This window comes from Formosa algae, assembly GCF_001439665.1.
Classification (GTDB): domain Bacteria; phylum Bacteroidota; class Bacteroidia; order Flavobacteriales; family Flavobacteriaceae; genus Formosa; species Formosa algae.
This window is the reverse complement of sequence record NZ_LMAK01000077.1, coordinates 1-17,167: the sequence shown is the minus strand read 5'-3', so window position 1 is coordinate 17,167 and position 17,167 is coordinate 1. Positions and strand designations below refer to the sequence as shown.

General features: G+C 33.4%; 11 protein-coding genes. 9 read left to right on the top strand and 2 right to left on the bottom strand.

Annotated elements, in window-relative coordinates; all coding sequences use genetic code 11:
- Positions 1-31: 31 nt before the first annotated feature.
- The 3 genes from AST99_RS16565 (at position 32) to murA (ending at position 2,364) form a co-directional block, all read left to right on the top strand.
- Positions 32-325, top strand: a complete 294-nt coding sequence (locus AST99_RS16565; protein ID WP_057783693.1) for a DUF493 family protein — start codon at positions 32-34, stop codon at positions 323-325.
- Positions 326-388: 63 nt separating this feature from the next.
- Positions 389-1,048 carry a DUF4290 domain-containing protein gene (locus tag AST99_RS16560; RefSeq protein WP_057783691.1) on the top strand — a complete coding sequence of 220 codons (660 nt, stop codon included), beginning with the start codon at positions 389-391 and terminating at the stop codon, positions 1,046-1,048.
- A 5-nt stretch (positions 1,049-1,053) separates the two neighbouring features.
- A complete protein-coding gene (murA, locus tag AST99_RS16555) occupies positions 1,054-2,364 on the top strand; it encodes a UDP-N-acetylglucosamine 1-carboxyvinyltransferase (RefSeq protein ID WP_057783689.1) in 1,311 nt (436 codons plus the stop codon).
- A 77-nt stretch (positions 2,365-2,441) separates the two neighbouring features.
- On the opposite strand, the gene AST99_RS16550 is transcribed toward murA, so the two are convergent.
- Positions 2,442-2,957, bottom strand: a complete 516-nt coding sequence (locus AST99_RS16550; protein WP_057783687.1) for a hypothetical protein — start codon at positions 2,955-2,957, stop codon at positions 2,442-2,444.
- A gap of 660 nt (positions 2,958-3,617) precedes the next feature.
- Between AST99_RS16550 and AST99_RS16545 the strand changes: the two genes are divergently transcribed.
- The 6 genes from AST99_RS16545 to AST99_RS16525 all read left to right on the top strand — a co-directional run bounded on the left by AST99_RS16545 (position 3,618) and on the right by AST99_RS16525 (position 16,666).
- The gene (locus tag AST99_RS16545) at positions 3,618-4,208 is read left to right on the top strand and encodes a YceI family protein (protein WP_057783685.1); all 591 of its coding nucleotides are present in this window, start codon (positions 3,618-3,620) and stop codon (positions 4,206-4,208) included.
- 33 nt (positions 4,209-4,241) lie between these two features.
- Positions 4,242-5,522 (top strand): hypothetical protein, encoded by a 1,281-nt coding sequence (locus AST99_RS16540; RefSeq protein WP_057783682.1) that lies wholly within the window; start codon positions 4,242-4,244, stop codon positions 5,520-5,522.
- A gap of 270 nt (positions 5,523-5,792) precedes the next feature.
- Positions 5,793-6,380, top strand: coding sequence for a YceI family protein (locus AST99_RS16535; RefSeq protein WP_057783679.1), 588 nt, complete (start codon positions 5,793-5,795; stop codon positions 6,378-6,380).
- 187 nt (positions 6,381-6,567) lie between these two features.
- On the top strand, positions 6,568-7,230 hold the full coding sequence (locus AST99_RS16530) for a peroxiredoxin-like family protein (RefSeq protein WP_057783677.1): 663 nt from the start codon (positions 6,568-6,570) through the stop codon (positions 7,228-7,230).
- Positions 7,231-8,014: 784 nt separating this feature from the next.
- The gene (locus tag AST99_RS18640) at positions 8,015-8,191 is read left to right on the top strand and encodes a hypothetical protein (RefSeq protein ID WP_157486436.1); all 177 of its coding nucleotides are present in this window, start codon (positions 8,015-8,017) and stop codon (positions 8,189-8,191) included.
- A 306-nt stretch (positions 8,192-8,497) separates the two neighbouring features.
- Positions 8,498-16,666: a PKD-like domain-containing protein gene (locus tag AST99_RS16525; RefSeq protein WP_057783675.1), complete on the top strand. Its 8,169-nt coding sequence runs from the start codon at positions 8,498-8,500 to the stop codon at positions 16,664-16,666.
- Positions 16,667-16,765: 99 nt separating this feature from the next.
- Here AST99_RS16525 and AST99_RS16520 read toward each other — a convergent pair.
- The coding region (locus AST99_RS16520; protein WP_262487299.1) for a His/Gly/Thr/Pro-type tRNA ligase C-terminal domain-containing protein at positions 16,766-17,167 on the bottom strand (402 nt) is incomplete at its 5' end.

Genomic DNA, 17,167 nt, shown 5'->3' with positions numbered 1-17,167 from the left:
AAATAGTATATTAGCAACTTAAAAAATAATTATGAGTAAAGCAGAAAATCCTAACGAATTTTACGATAAATTAAAGACACAATTATACGATACTACGGTATGGCCTTCTGAATATTTATACAAGTTTATTGTAAAATCTGATCCTAAAAAAATTGCAGAAATTGAAGGTATATTTAACGATTTGGGTGCAGTAATTAGCACACAACCTTCTAAAAACGGAAAATACACTAGTATTTCTATAAGTGTAAAATTAAAAGATCCTGAAACCGTTATAGAAAAATATAAAGAAGTTACAGAAAACATTGAAGGCGTTATAAGTCTTTAATATTTTTTTGTATTTTGCGAGGGCATAATAACTTCATGCACATTTTAATACTACACTTATATTTTGATAGATAACATAGAATACAACACCGAGCGTGAACATTTGATTATTCCTGAATACGGAAGACATCTTCAAAAAATGGTTAATCATGCCAAAACCATTGAAAATAGAGACGACAGGAACAAAGAAGCTCACGCTATAATTGCTGTAATGGGAAATTTACAACCTCATTTAAGAGACGTTCCCGATTTTCAGCATAAACTCTGGGATCAGCTTTTTATCATTGCTAATTTCGAATTAGATGTAGACTCGCCTTACGGAGTTCCAGATAAAGAGTTATTAGAAAAAAAGCCAGATTCTTTAGATTATCCTCAAAATTTTCCTAAATATCGTTTCTACGGGAACAATATTAAAACCATGATTGATGTTGCAAATACTTGGGAAGAAGGCGATCTTAAAGAAGCCCTAATTTACAGTATTGCCAACCACATGAAAAAGTGTTTTTTAAATTGGAATAAAGACACGGTAGACGATAATGTTATTTTTAATCATTTATACGAGCTGTCTGACGGTAAAATAAATTTAAAAAATACAGACGAAGATCTTTCTGATGCAACCAGTTTATTGCGTAATAAAAAGAAATACAACTCGTCTTCGAATACCAAAAAGACTTATAAAAAGAACACAAATACAAATTCTAACCGTAATAGAAAACGCTACTAATAGCTATGGCTACATTTATTATAGAAGGACAACACCAATTAAAAGGTAGCATCCAACCTCAAGGCGCGAAAAACGAAGCTTTACAAATTTTATGTGCAGTACTTTTAACTGCAGAAGAAATTACAATTAACAACATTCCAGATATTGTTGATGTTAATAAACTTATAGACCTCTTACGCAAATTAGGCGTAAAAATTAATAAATTAGAAAAAGGTTCTTATACGTTTAAAGCAGACGACGTAAATTTAAAATATTTAGAATCTGAAGCTTTTAAACAAGACGGAAAAGGACTCCGTGGTTCCATCATGATTGTTGGCCCCCTTTTAGCTCGCTTTGGTAAAGGTTATATTCCAAAACCAGGTGGAGATAAAATTGGTCGTCGTAGATTAGACACCCACTTTGAAGGGTTTATAAATCTAGGCGCCTCTTTTAGATACAATAAAGAAGACCATTTTTATGGTGTTGAAGCTAAAAAACTAAAAGGAGCCTATATGCTTCTCGATGAAGCATCGGTTACCGGAACAGCAAATATTGTAATGGCAGCCGTTTTAGCAGAAGGTCGTACCACAATATATAACGCTGCATGCGAACCGTATTTACAACAACTTTGTAAAATGTTAAACCGTATGGGTGCTAAAATTAGCGGTATAGGGTCTAACATGTTAATTATTGATGGTGTAGATGAATTAGGCGGAACTGAACACCGTATGCTTCCAGATATGATTGAAATTGGAAGTTGGATTGGGTTAGCAGCGATGACTAAAAGCGAGCTAACCATTAAAAATGTGAGTTGGAACGATTTAGGATTAATCCCTAACGTTTTTAGAAAACTAGGTATCACCGTTGAACAACAAGGAGACGATATACATATTCCAGCACATACAGAGGGTTATGAAATTCAGAACTTTATTGACGGTTCTATCCTTACTATTTCTGATGCTCCGTGGCCTGGATTTACTCCAGACTTATTAAGTATTATCTTAGTAGTTGCTACACAAGCAAGAGGAAGTGTGCTTATTCATCAAAAAATGTTTGAAAGCCGTTTATTCTTCGTGGATAAATTAATTGATATGGGTGCAAAAATAATTCTTTGCGATCCGCACCGAGCAACTGTTATTGGTCACGATTTTAAATCGAGTTTAAAAGCAACAACCATGAGCTCTCCAGATATTCGTGCAGGTGTATCATTATTAATTGCAGCATTATCTGCCAAAGGCACATCTACAATTCATAATATTGAACAAATAGATCGTGGTTACGAAAACATAGACGAACGTTTACGTGCCATAGGAGCAAAAATTACACGATTAAATTAATAGATTATCAGTTCTATACAAATCAAAAGCGCGACTTATACATATATAAGTCGCGCTTTCTATTTAAAAACGCTAAATTAGCTTAAAGCTTCTTTCAACGCCTCTACTATCGTTTTTTCATTATCACTATACTTAACACCTCCAAAACCTAAGAAATCACCTTCGGTGCCTGCATTAGCTACATTTTGAGCTATTTCTAACAACCAAGTCGTATATTCGCTAATAGTAGCTTCAGACTCTTTATCTTTTAAAATAACCATAGCCGACTTACAGTCTTCTAATACTTTTGCAGTTAATTCATCTTTAGTTTTTACTTCATATTCTTTAATTTTATTTTCAAAACGTGTTTTTTCCTCAGAAACATCTTCCATTACAACATCTACATCTTTGGTTTGTGGGATTATGGCCTGAATTAAAGCATTATTAGGATATTTTTCTTTCGCACCTAAAAAACTTTTAGCTGTTGCCATCATTTCTTTTGTAGAGCCTACTAATCCACTACTTTCTGCCGCCGCAATAATTGCTCCTACCAACTGTGGCAATACTGCGATTTTATTCCATTCTTCATCAGAATACTGTTCTAATTTATTCATTGGTGTTTTTGTTTTTTAATTTATAACGTTCAAGATACGGAATTAATAATATATAAGTCTATCGAATTATTGTATGGTTTAATAATTAAATCAATCTAGTTTAAGTTCATTTTAGGTGCTTTTCAAGAATCATATAAGCTCAAAAAAAAGTAATTATAATACATGTTCTAGAATTAAAAAAACACAACATTTTATGTCTATTTCAACGGCATAAAAAAACACATTTATCAGACAAAAACAGACATCTAATTAACCTAAATTTTTAACTAAAATTGGTCAAAAATAGTCTTAAAATAACATAAACACCATTTTATAATAATTTTCATTTTTTTAGTTTATTTATAATTAAACATGACAAAAGTCATATTTTTTTACATATTAATCAAAATAACAAACGTTAATCAGAATATATCGCAACACACTTATTGTTAAATATATGTTAAAATTATGTTAATATCAAGAGATAAAAGAGTCTTTAATCCCAACGTTGACACCGCTTTAGCGTTATTTCACTTTTTTAGGCTAATAACCCTAGCTGTTTGGGAGTTGTTTTCTACAAAAATTGCATCATATCTTTGCAAAACAAATCAATATCAGCATACAAAACACAATCTGTTTTATGCTAAATTAAATCAAACTATTAACCCTAATTTTTAACTTATGAAAACTGAAAATCATCAATTAAAAGTTTCCCAAATTCTAATTATTTTATTCACTTTTTTATGTACTTCTGTAGGTTTTTCACAGACCTATTCGGTGAACAATGAAGCATCAAAACTAAGCGTATTTGGAACGTCTAGTTTACACGATTGGGAAGTTGTAGCAGAAGAACAAAGTGGTAAAATAATTTTAGAAAACACTGGTGAAACACCATCAATTTCATCACTTAACTTTAAAGTTATTGCAGAGAGCTTAGAGAGTGGGAAATCTGGAATGAACAAAAACACGTACAAAGCTTTAAATACAGATAAGTACAAAACCATAGATTTTAAACTTACAAAAGTGAATGCTATCACTGCAAACGGGAATGGGGTTTACAATGTAAAATCTACTGGCAACTTAACCATAGCTGGAACAACAAATTCTATACCTTTAAATTTCACATTAACTCTTACAGACAACAACGCAAAACTAAAAGGATCTTACACTTTTAAAATGACACAATTTAAAATAGATCCACCTACAGCCATGTTTGGAACCATTACAACTGGAGATGAACTAAAAATAGATTTTAATACGGTATTACAATAACTAGACTTATTACAAACAAAAAAATATTAAATTATGAAAACGTATATAAACACATTACTCATTGCATTAATCTTAGTTGGGACAACAGCTAACACATTTGCACAAGACAGTAGAAATATTGATAACTACAGACAACCTGATAAAAGAGGAGTAAATGTCTTTGAAGATCCTAAAGATACTATTTCGTCTTTCGATAATCTTCATGTAAGAATGGGCGGATCTTTCGCTTTACAATTTCAAGGTTTGGATCATGAAAATTCTGGAGATGTTGCTTTAGCAGGAATCACACCAAACTTTAACTTACCTACGGCAAACTTAGATTTAGATGTCGCTTTAGCTCCTGGTGTAAGAATGCACTTAAGAACGTATTTATCTTCTCGTCACCACAACGAACCTTATGTAAAAGGTGGATTTTTTCAAGTAGATAAATTAGATTTTATTAAAGAAGGATTCTTAGACGACATCATGAAATACACAACCATTAGAATTGGACAAATGGAGAACAACTATGGTGATGCACACTTTAGAAGATCTGATAATGCTCAAGCAATTTTCAACCCATTTGTAGGGAACTTAATCATGGATTCTTTTACTACTGAAATTGGTGCAGAAGTGTACTACCAAAGAGATGGTTTTATTGGAATGGTAGGTTTTACTAATGGTAAATTAAACCAATCTGTTGAAGAAAATGCTAACGGAAAATCTGGTGGAGCGTCTTTCTTAGCTAAACTTGGATACGACAAACAATTAAACAGTGACTTAAGAGTACGTTTAACAGGATCTTTATACAATACAGGTTTTATTCCAAGTGTTTATTTATACAACGCAGATAGAGCTGGGTCTAGATACTACCACGTATTACAAGCTGAAAGCGCAGAAAGCGACAACTTTAGATCTGGACGTTTCGCTCCAAGCTTTAAAAATAGTATTACTGCTGTAATGATTAACCCTTTTGTAAAATACAAAGGATTAGAATTTTTCGGAACAATTGAAATGAACCAAGGAACTACAAATGCAACAACTACAAGTGAAGCATTAGATGGTGAAACACAACAATATGCTGGAGAATTAATTTACCGTTTCGGACAAAATGAAAACTTTTACTTAGGCGGACGTTACAATCTTGTTGATTCTCAATATGACGGAACAGATGATGTTACTATTGAAAGATTCCAAGCAAGTATGGGTTGGTTTATGACAAAAAATATCTTAGCTAAATTAGAATACGTTACACAGTCTTACGATGGATACACAGGACAATACGAAGATGCTAAATTTGATGGTGTAATGTTTGAAGCTGTAATTAGTTTCTAATCCTAATTTAGAGTTATAAAAAAAGGTTTTAAGAAGCTGTTTTAAGGTGTGTCATTTATAAATTTTCAAATCTTATAAATCTTTAAAAAAGTGGATTAAAACCTTGTTATTAGATTGTATTTTTCCATAAAAATCCTTACAGTAACTAGTAAGGATTTTTTTATATTTTTAAATTTAATAACATCCAATACTTCAGTAATGGTTAACACTTATTTTATATTTAAACAATTACGCTATTAAAATTATAATACACTATAAACAGAATTAATTATGATGTTAAAAAAAATAACTCTCTTCTTAATTGTGATTATTAACTTGTCATTTATCGGTATATATACTAAAAAGACGGCAGATATTAGTATAAAACCTAGCAGTACACTTACCATTTATGGAGAGACAAATATCACCGATTTTTCGTGTGTTTTTAATTCGGTTGCATTAAACGAAAAAACACCTATCACTTACATTACAAAAGAACATAGTATTATATTTAAAGAAGCTAAACTGGTTTTAGAAAACAAAGAATTTGATTGCGGTAAACGCATGATTAATAAAGATTTTAGATCGCTTTTAAAAACTGAAATCCATCCAGAAATAGCTATTTTATTAAAAGAAGTACAATATAATAATGAAGCATCCAACAACGCCACCGCTCTAGTCGATTTTGTTATTGCTGGAGTTACTAAACACTATAAGATTCCGATATCTGTTACACAAGACCAAAATCTTACTGTTAACGGAAACATTAGTTTAGACATCAGAGATTTTAATTTAGAAAACCCAAAGAAAGCATTAGGTTTAATTAAAATAGACGATGAAGTTACTGTACATTTCAAACTAGATTTAGAAATATCTTAAACGTATTTAGAAGCTTTAAATCGACTAATTATATTCTAAAATAATTTAGAGTAACATCTAATGTCAAGTTTTTAATATTCTTCCGACATACCTCATACAAGTAATTATGTATTGCTATGTAGACTTCAATCTTACTTGAAAAAAACAGATTGATTTAAATTGAATTTGAATAAAATAATTAAGAAAAATGACAGAAAATATAACACCATCGCTTCAAAGTATATTAGACGCCAAAAAAGACGATTTTAATGCCAAAGCTCCTGAAGAAATAAAAACCATGTATGCTAAGGGCTTAGACGCTGTAGAAAAAAGTGGTGTGCTTCAAAAAGCAAAACATATTGGAGACTTAGCACCTAATTTCACATTACAAAATGCTATGGGTAAAGCGGTATCTTTAAGTGATTACCTTATAAAAGGACCTGTAGTGTTAACTTGGTATCGTGGTGGTTGGTGTCCGTATTGCAACTTAACATTACAAAGACTACAACAAGAATTAAGTCATTTTCAGGCCGCAGGTGCAAACTTATTAGCTTTAACTCCAGAGTTACCAGACCAATCTTTGAACACTACAGAAAAGAACGAACTAAAATTTGAAGTTTTAAGTGATGTTGGTAATAAAGTAGGGAAAGACTACGGTATTATTTTTAAACTTACAGAAGATGTGGCTAAACGCTACCAAGACAGTTTTGACATGCATAGTTATAATGGAGATGATAGTGATGAACTACCTCTAGCAGCAACTTATGTGATTAATGAAGATGGAGAAATTATATACGATTTCTTAGATGTAGACTATCGAAATAGAGCAGAACCATCAGAAATTATTTCAGTTTTAAAGACCTTAAAATAGGACATAAAAAAAGAGGCTGCCCTCCCAAACAGCCTCTTTATAAATAAGTAGTAAATACTACTCCAACTAATAGCTGCCCAAATATATGAAACCTAGTTATTTAAATTTTACTGAAACCCGTAAAACAGCTAAATTTTTATAAAAAAGTGCTTATTTACACACCTAACATTGCCATATTTGACTCTCGTGCGCTGTAAATACCTACCTTTCCATCGATTTTATGACCTTTTGATTTCAAAAATTTTTTTAAATATTTGAATTTTGACTATTAAAGTTGTTAATAATTTGGTTTTAAAAGTTCTAATTACACCTTTTTTTAATTTTAAAACCATTGTGTTTTTCAGATTTGAAACACACTGTTCCTTCAGATAGTATTTTTTAAGATGCTATGTATTTAAGTTCTCTTTTTAAAACAATAGACTATGTGCCATGATCACAATAATGTACATTTTTTATTGCAATAGAATTTAAAGCGAACCTCACTGCCTAAAAATTTGCAATAATTTCTAAAAGCTGAAACGCATAATTGCATGAAAATAAATTCATAAATTTTGAGTTAAATTCAAGCATAATTTATTAGAAATAATCTTAAATCGTTAAATAAAAAATGTAATTAAAACATATTTTTTTGTAAAACATTTACTTCAAGAAAACCACTCATCGATTAAATTTGTCTATTACCGAATATTATTATTATTTTTATCATACCCTTTTACTCACTTTTAAAGTGTTTACTAATAGCGCGAATACAAAAATTTACTAACTCATAATTATTTAAAATTTTATGATGCAATTTTTACGTGCCAATATTACACAGTTATTTATTAACATAGAACTGCTTTTAACTTACAAAGCAAATCACGCTTCAATGTCTAAATTAATTGAAGCAGCGCAGACTGTTTTTGATATACTATTTCATTTCAGTGTATTCCAAAGAACCACACAATTAAACCCGATATAATTTCGTAACAACTAGATGAATTAGTCTCTATTAAGGAGGACTGCATCATTTAAAATTGTCAATTATTTCAAATTCCTATTAAACAAACTCAATACCTAACCAAACATGCATAACTCTACATTGCAAAATTTCTTACAACAAACGCATTTTTTCACAAGCAAAAGGAAAAGCTTTTCAATTCATTCCGCAGGATTATTTATACTCTTTTGTAGTCTATTTACCTTTAATTCTTATACTGTATTTGGTAAAACAACTGTATTAACTTCCTCTCCTATTGTAAAAAATTATAGTGCAGTGAATAACACTATGGAGACTTTAAATACTAATGGAGGACTAAAACCTATTCAATTAGCTCAGCCAGGTAATATCACAGGAAACAGAGATATCTGTCCTGGAACTACTGAAAACTATTCTATTAACCCTGTTGCTAATGCAACCGGATACACATGGACAGTACCATCTGGTGTTACAATAACATCTGGACAAGGAACTACTAGTATTTCTGTAAGTATTGAAACTACAGCTCCAACTGGACAAAACAATATTAAAGTTGTAGCTTATAATGAAACTGAAACAAGTCAAGATAGACAGAAAACCATCGATATAAAAAGACTGTCTGAAGTCCCAACAACCATACGATTTGATAATAATGATTATATAGGTTCTGTTATTTGTATCAACCATACGGGTAGTAATAATAATATAAATTTAAATGTTAGTGGTGGTGTTTTAGGTGATAATGCTAGACCAAAATGGTATGAGGGAAGCTGTAATGGTACGTATTTAAAAGAAGGAAACGACCTAGGAGTCTCTTTAAATCAAGGAGAATCTAAAACATATTATGTTAATTATGAAGGGACTTGTAACACTACAGCGTGTATTAAAGTAACAGTTTCAAGAGGCGGTTCTGTAGATGGAAGTTCTATAGGATCTATTTCTGGCCCACAAGAGCTATGTGAAAACGTAAACAATATCACTTATACAGTTCCTGAAGTAACCAATGCTACTAGCTATACTTGGACTTTACCTAATGGTGTAACACCTAGTTCAGGTACTTTAGAAACCTCTACCAATAGTATTACTGTAGATTACACAAATGCATCTTCAGGAAACATAACTGTAGTTGCTAATGGTGAGGGTGAATGTGGAGGAACTTCAAATCAGGCCAGTCTTGCTGTTAACGTCATAGACGTTCCAAGCGCTCCAAGCTTCATAAATCCAATTTCAGATATTTGTTCTGGAGCTACAGAGACCTATACGGTTTCTAACATTTTAGATACAACGTCTTATAATTGGACATTACCTATAGGAGCAAGCATAGTCTCTGGAGCTGGCACCAACTCAATTACTGTCGATTTTAACACTGCTAGTAGTGGTGCTATCACTGTAGAAGCTGTAAATGCCTGTGGAACTGGAGCGAGCACTTCTTTGCCCCTATCATTTAATACAGTTCCTACTAACCCAACAGATATAAGCGGACCGTTGGTAGTATGTCCTGGAGACACTATGGTAGAATATACAATTCCTAGTATATCTAATACAACATCTTACAACTGGACAATTTCTAATGGTTCTGCTACTTTTAACGGTACATCGAATACCAACGCTATTGCTTTAGATATTTCGAATACACCTTTATCTGATTTCACAATTTCTGTGGTTGGTGTTAATGACTGTGGAAAAAGTGTTACTGCTTCGGAATTACAAATTAACTTAAATGATGCATCTATTGCACCAACTACAATTACATCATCAAACACCTCAACTATTTGCGAAGGAACTTCTACTACACTAAATGTTTCTGGAGGAGCTTTAGGAACAGATGCATCTGTAGAGTGGTTCACTGGTAGTTGTGATGGAACGCCTGCAGGATCAGGAAACAATCTTGTTGTTTCTCCTACAATTACAACAACCTATTATGCGAGATATAAAGGAACATGTAATACGACTGCTTGTACGTCTGTAACGATTAATGTAGATCCTTTACCTCTTGCTGCCGGAACAATAACGGGAACAAATATAGTCTGTCAAGGAGAAACGAATGTGGAATATACAGTCCCTTCTATAACGAATGCTACCACTTATATTTGGAGCTTACCAACAGGAGCAAGCATAATCTCTGGAGCTGGCACAAATACAATTGAAGTCAACTACGACATTTCAACTGCTGTATCTGGTACTATTACAGTACAAGGAGAAAATGATTGTGGAACGGGTCCTTTATCTGCAAATTATATTGTAACGGTTAATCCAGAACCTGTTATTTCTGTAAGTCAACCGAGTCAGACCGTGTGTACTGATGACACGATTTCTCCTATCAATATTTTAAATGATAATAGCGTAAGTGGGATTTCTTACATTTGGACACGCAATAACATCTCTAATCTTACGGGTATAAGTGCTAGTGGAAATGGAACGCCAATTTCAGGAACGTTAACCAATACCACAGGAACTGTACAAACAACAACGTTTACTATTACAGCAACTGCTAACGGATGTACAAGTGAAACTACAGCAACGGTAACAGTGAATCCAGAACCTGTTATTTCTGTAAGTCAACCAAGTCAAACGGTGTGTAGTGATGACACGATTTCTCCTATCAATATTTTAAATGATAATAGTGTAAGTGGGATTTCTTACACTTGGACACGCAATAACACCTCTAATCTTACAGGTATAAGTGCTAGTGGAAATGGAATGCCAATTTCAGGAACGTTAACCAATACCACAGGAACTGTACAAACAACGACCTTTACTATTACAGCAACTGCTAACGGATGTACAAGTGAAACTACAGCAACTGTAACGGTGAATCCAGAACCTTTTATTTCAGTAAATCAACCAAGTCAAACGGTGTGTAGTGATGACACGATTTCTCCTATAAATATTTTAAATGATAATAGTGTAAGTGGGATTTCTTACACTTGGACACGTAATAACACCTCTAATCTAACGGGTATAAGTGCTAACGGAAGTGGAACGCCAATTTCAGGAACGTTAACCAATACCACAGGAACTGTACAAACAACAACGTTTACTATTACAGCAACTGCTAACGGATGTACAAGTGAAACTACAGCAACGGTAACAGTGAATCCAGAACCTGTTATTTCAGTAAATCAACCAAGTCAAACGGTGTGTAGTGATGACACGATTTCTCCTATCAATATTTTAAATGATAATAGCGTAAGTGGGATTTCTTACACTTGGACACGTAATAACACTTCTAATATTACAGGTATAAGTGCTAGCGGAAGTGGAACTCCGATTTCTGGAACATTAACCAATACCACAGGAACTGCACAAACAACAACGTTTACTATTATAGCAACTGCTAACGGATGTACAAGTGAAACTACGGCAACGGTAACGGTGAATCCAGAACCTATTATTTCAGTAAATCAACCAAGTCAAACGGTGTGTAGTGATGACACGATTTCTCCTATCAATATTTTAAATGATAATAGTGTAAGTGGGATTTCTTACACTTGGACACGTAATAACACTTCTAATATTACAGGTATAAGTGCTAGCGGAAGTGGAACTCCGATTTCTGGAACATTAACCAATACCACAGGAACTGTACAAACAACAACGTTTACTATTACAGCAACTGCTAACGGATGTACAAGTGTAACTACGGCAACGGTAACGGTGAATCCAAAACCTGAACTTATTTTAGACCCAGGTGCAACATTTACAGATGAAATATGTTCTGGTGAGACCACAGATATTACAATAATAGACGAAAACAATGTCGATAAAACATTAACATATATATGGTCTAGAAACAATACATCAGGTGTTTCAGGAACTGCAACAGGAGATAGTAATACTATCAATGTAAATTTAACAAACACAAGTAATTCACCGCAAACAACCACGTTTACAATTACAGCAAATTCAGAATACGGCTGTATTTCAGAACCTTTTATGATAGATGTTATTGTTAATCCTACACCTACAGTTTCAGCGACTAACACATTACAAGATATTTGTTATGGAGAAGACATCACTCCTATTGTTATTAGCAATCCTAATAACATTTCTGGCATAACTTATAGTTGGACCCGTAATAATACGACAGGAATTACAGGGTTAGAAAATGGTTCAGCTAACACTATTTTTGGAGCTCTAGTGAATACAACTAATACGCCGCAAACTACTACGTTTACAATAACAACATCTGCTAATGGCTGTACTAGCGACATCACTACAGCGACTATTACGGTATATCCGCAACTTGTAATTTCGATAGATCCTGATTCTAGACCTAATATAAATGAAGTTGTTTGCAGCGACACAGAGATTTCTCCGATAGCGATATTAAACGATAATAACCTCGAAAATGTTGAGTACTATTGGGAACGTACAGATAATATTAATACTGTTTCTGGTATGGAAAGCGGTACAGGATCTAGTATTTCAGGAATATTAACAAGTACACATTCTTCTAATAGGATTATTAGAATTAAAGCTTGGGCAGTTGCAAATGGTTGTGAAAGTAATGTTATAGAAGACATACGAATTCGAGTTACACCAACACCTCAAGTTATAGTAACACCTAAAGAACAAATGGTCTGCGACGGAAGTTCTTTCTCCATGGCTATTAGTAATACATACAATACCAATAACACAACTTACAGTTGGACACGAGATAACACATCTAATGTAAGCGGCGTAGCGTCGTCTGGATCAGGAAGTTCTATTTCTGGAACGTTAACCAATTCAACAACAGAAACTCAAACCGTAACATTTACAGTAACAGCAACCAGACAAGGCTGTAGTACAACCACAACTGCAACTGTAGAAGTGTATGCGCCTTTAACAGTACCTGTAATTGGAGATGATCAAGATGTGTGTTGGGGAGAAGATCCTTCTGATTTATATATAACCGAAGCTATATCTGGTGGTTCTGGAAATTATACTTACCAATGGCAATATAGAGAAGAAACAAATGATTCTTGGACAAATGTTGGAACTGGTTTAAACCATAGCCCTAGTGATTCTAATGAAGGATATTATCAATTAATAGTTAATGATAGTTTTTGTAATAATACAATTACTAGTAATACTGTTGTTATAAATTTAATTGGGGGGTTTGGTGGTTCTTTTTGGAGCCCAACAATTAGTAATGTTCCGAATAACACTACTCCATACTGTCCCGGAGCTACAATTAGTCCACAAGTCAGTATCCGCCATACAAACCTTTCTAATGTCGACTACTCTTGGTCATCAAATGCAACATATTTTTCAAATGCAACAGGAAGCACTAATGGGTCTACAAATTCCGGTTGGTTTACTAGCACCACAAGTACTACGGTATCTACAACTTTAAAAAATAATACAAATGCTACCGTTACAGCAAGTTTATACATAACACCTATATTCTCTAATTTTTCAGGTTCCTGTAATTCAGACCCGATTGAGTTTCCTTTAAAAATCTACCCAACTCCTAAAGTTCTGAGTGTAACCGCAGCAGAGGCTGAAATTTGTAGTGGTTCTAGCGCAGACATTATTGTAAATGGAAATATTACAGATAATCCAATGGAATTTAGTTGGACACGAACGACACCTTCTGGGGTTACAGGAGCAACTAATGGTAATTCGAGTAGTATAGCTGCAAATTCAACATTTACTTTAAGTAATATATTAACAAATACTACAAGTTCTCCAAAAACTGTGACCTATACTATTACACCAAAATCTACAACAGGTTGTAGTTCTGGAACTCCTGTAACTTACGATATAATTGTTCAGCCATTTATTGAAGCAGCTGCGAGTCTTGTTAGTACGATTGATTCTTGCGACGATACAACAGTTACTTTACAAGCTAATAGTAATATTTCAGGAACATGGACCGCGTTACCATTAGGCGGAGTATTCTCTGATGTTACAGACCCTAATGCAACATTTACTGGAGAAAGCGGAACAGATTATACGTTAACATGGACTGTTGTAAATGAAGGGCTTTGTGGGGAGAGTAGTACTACCGTAGCTGTAAATATTCCAGCATGTACAGGAACTGATTTCGATTTTAATGGAACAAATACCAGTGTGAATTTTGGAAATGCATATAATTTAAATGGTCCTTTTAGTATTGAAATATGGGCGAAACCAAATTCATCAACAGGGCAACAAACACTATTCTCAAAACGTAGTGCTTCTAATGCTGCTTCTGGTTACGATTTAACCATAAATAATGGTAACACGATTGCATTCAATTGGAATAACGGGAATAGCATTTCTGCTTCTGGTTTATCAACTAGCCGTTGGTATCATATTGCAGTAACCTATAACGGGTCTGCTTATAATCTATATATAGATGGTGTTCTTAAAACGTCTCAGAACGGGGATGGTCCACAATCGAATACAAGTTTGGCGCTTTTAGGAGCTGTACAATCCTCTCTATTACCTACCAATTATTTTGATGGTTGGTTAGATGAATTAAGAATTTGGAATACGGCATTATCGGCTCAACAAATTCAAGAAATGATGAATCAAGAAATTCAAAATAACGGAGGTAACGTTAGAGGCTCTATAATTCCTGTAGATATTACTGGAAGTTTAGATTGGAATACAAATCTAGTAGGCTACTACCAAATGGGATCAAATATTGCAAATGGTACGCTGGCCTCTGCTAACGGAGCAACGTCTGGAGTGTTAAGAAACATGACTTCAACACAGCAGGAAACCGCACCACTTCCATATGAAAGTAATGGAGACTCCGATTGGGATACTGCTGCTGCTTGGATGAATGCTGATGTGAATCAATTACCAAACTCTGGAGATATTACTTGGAATATTGTGAAAATTAAAAATAATATTACTTTAGACAAAACAACTACCGTACTCGGTCTAATTGTTGAAGATAACACTTTAACAGTGCCAAATAATACTCCGCTTTACGTGTCTAAATATTTAAAATTAGATGGTAACCTTAAACTTGAAGGCGAAGCGCAATTAATTCAATCAGAAAATAGTATTGTAGATTATACCGGAACAGGTGGTTTATTACGTGATCAAGAAGGAACAACGAATGTGTATAACTACAACTATTGGTCATCTCCTGTAAGTACTACAGGTCCAGATAGCGAAAGAACTTATAAGCTAAGTGAAGTATTACATGTGGGTAATACACCTGTTGGTTGGACAGCAAACCACGATGGAGCTCCTGGAAATCCACCTTCTATTAGCACGCGATGGTTATATTTATTTGAAAACTATACTTCAGATTATGCAAATTGGCATAAGATTGACGAAAATTATGATATTAATGTTGGTTTAGGGTATTTAATGAAAGGAACATCTAATGCCGATTACACCTTTATTGGTCAGCCAAATAATGGAGATTATTTAGTGAATGTGTCTGCTGGTTATGATGCTTTAGTTGGTAACCCTTATCCTTCAGCTATAGATGCAAATGCGTTTATAACCGATAACCGAAATATGCTTGATGATGGTGGTAACAACGGAGAAATTCGCTTCTGGAAACAATCCACAACAAATAATACTCATGTTGCTAAAGAATATTTAGGAGGTTATGCCTCATTAAACTTAACTGGAGGAAATCCTGCTGTAGCACCAGAAGATATATCAGGAACAGGAGATGCCGATAATTATATTCCTCAACGTTACATTCCGGTTGCGCAAGGATTCTTTATTACAGCTGGACAAACAGGAAATATTATGTTTAATAACAGTCAGCGTATTTTTAAAACCGAAGCTAGTGGTAGTTCTACATTCCTTAGAACTGATGAAACAAACGAGGAAAGCACTAATGATATTCAACGTATTAGACTTAGTTTTAAAAATCCTGATAACGCAACAAGACAATTATTATTAGGGTTTACACCTGATAATGCGGCAACAGATGATGTAGACTTTGGTTATGATGCTACAAATTTTGAGTCACTATCTAGCGATATGCTATTTTTAATTAAAGATAAAACTTATGTTATTCAAGGTGTCGGCGAGTTCGATGAAACCAAGCAATATCCTTTAGCTCTATTTATTGGAAAAGATGGGAACATTGAAATTAGTTTAAATGCTTTAGAAAATTTTGAAACCAATATAGATGTCTTTATTTACGATAGTTATACAGATACTTACACACAAATAAATAATTCTAAATACCAAATGCATTTAGATCAAGGTGACTATTCAGACCGCTACTTCCTAGCTTTTAATGAAGATAGCAGACTTGATATTGTAGATAATGAATTAAGTAATATTTCTGTAAATTATTTGAGTAAAACAGACGAGGTTTACATTGCAACACCTAGTCACATAAACATTAAGCAAGTCTATTTAATAAACACTTTAGGACAGACAGTTCTCGTGTGGAATACAACAAATGCAACATTCTCTAACACCAGTAAGATTCCAGTGAAATACGTTTCTGAAGGAAATTACATTGTAAAAGTAGAAACAGATAAAGGTAGTACGACTAAAAAGATTAGTATTAAATATTAATCGTTTCTTCAAATAGCTAAACACAAAAAGTCCCGAAATATTTCGGGACTTTTTATGTATATAACTTAATAAGCTGTTATACTTATCTTTTATTAATTATTATTTAACGGCAGCTATAAGGGCATCAAGGTCTAATTTATCCTGTTCACCTTTAATCATATCTTTTAAGGTGTATACTTCAGATTTCACTTCTTCCTCACCTACTAAAACAACAAAAGGAATCGCACGTTTATTAGCATGATTCATTTGCTTTTTCATTTTAGCTGTGTCAGGATACAATTCAGCATTAATACCTGCTGCTCTCAATTTCTGAATAGCCTTTAAACTATATAAAGCTTCAGTATCTCCAAAATTGATAAACAAAACTTTTACGTTTTTATTTACAGCCTCTGGAAATAATTCTAATTCTTCTAAGACCAAATAAATACGGTCAAGTCCAAAACTAATTCCTACGCCACTCACATCGTTAAGACCAAATATCCCGGTTAAATCGTCGTAACG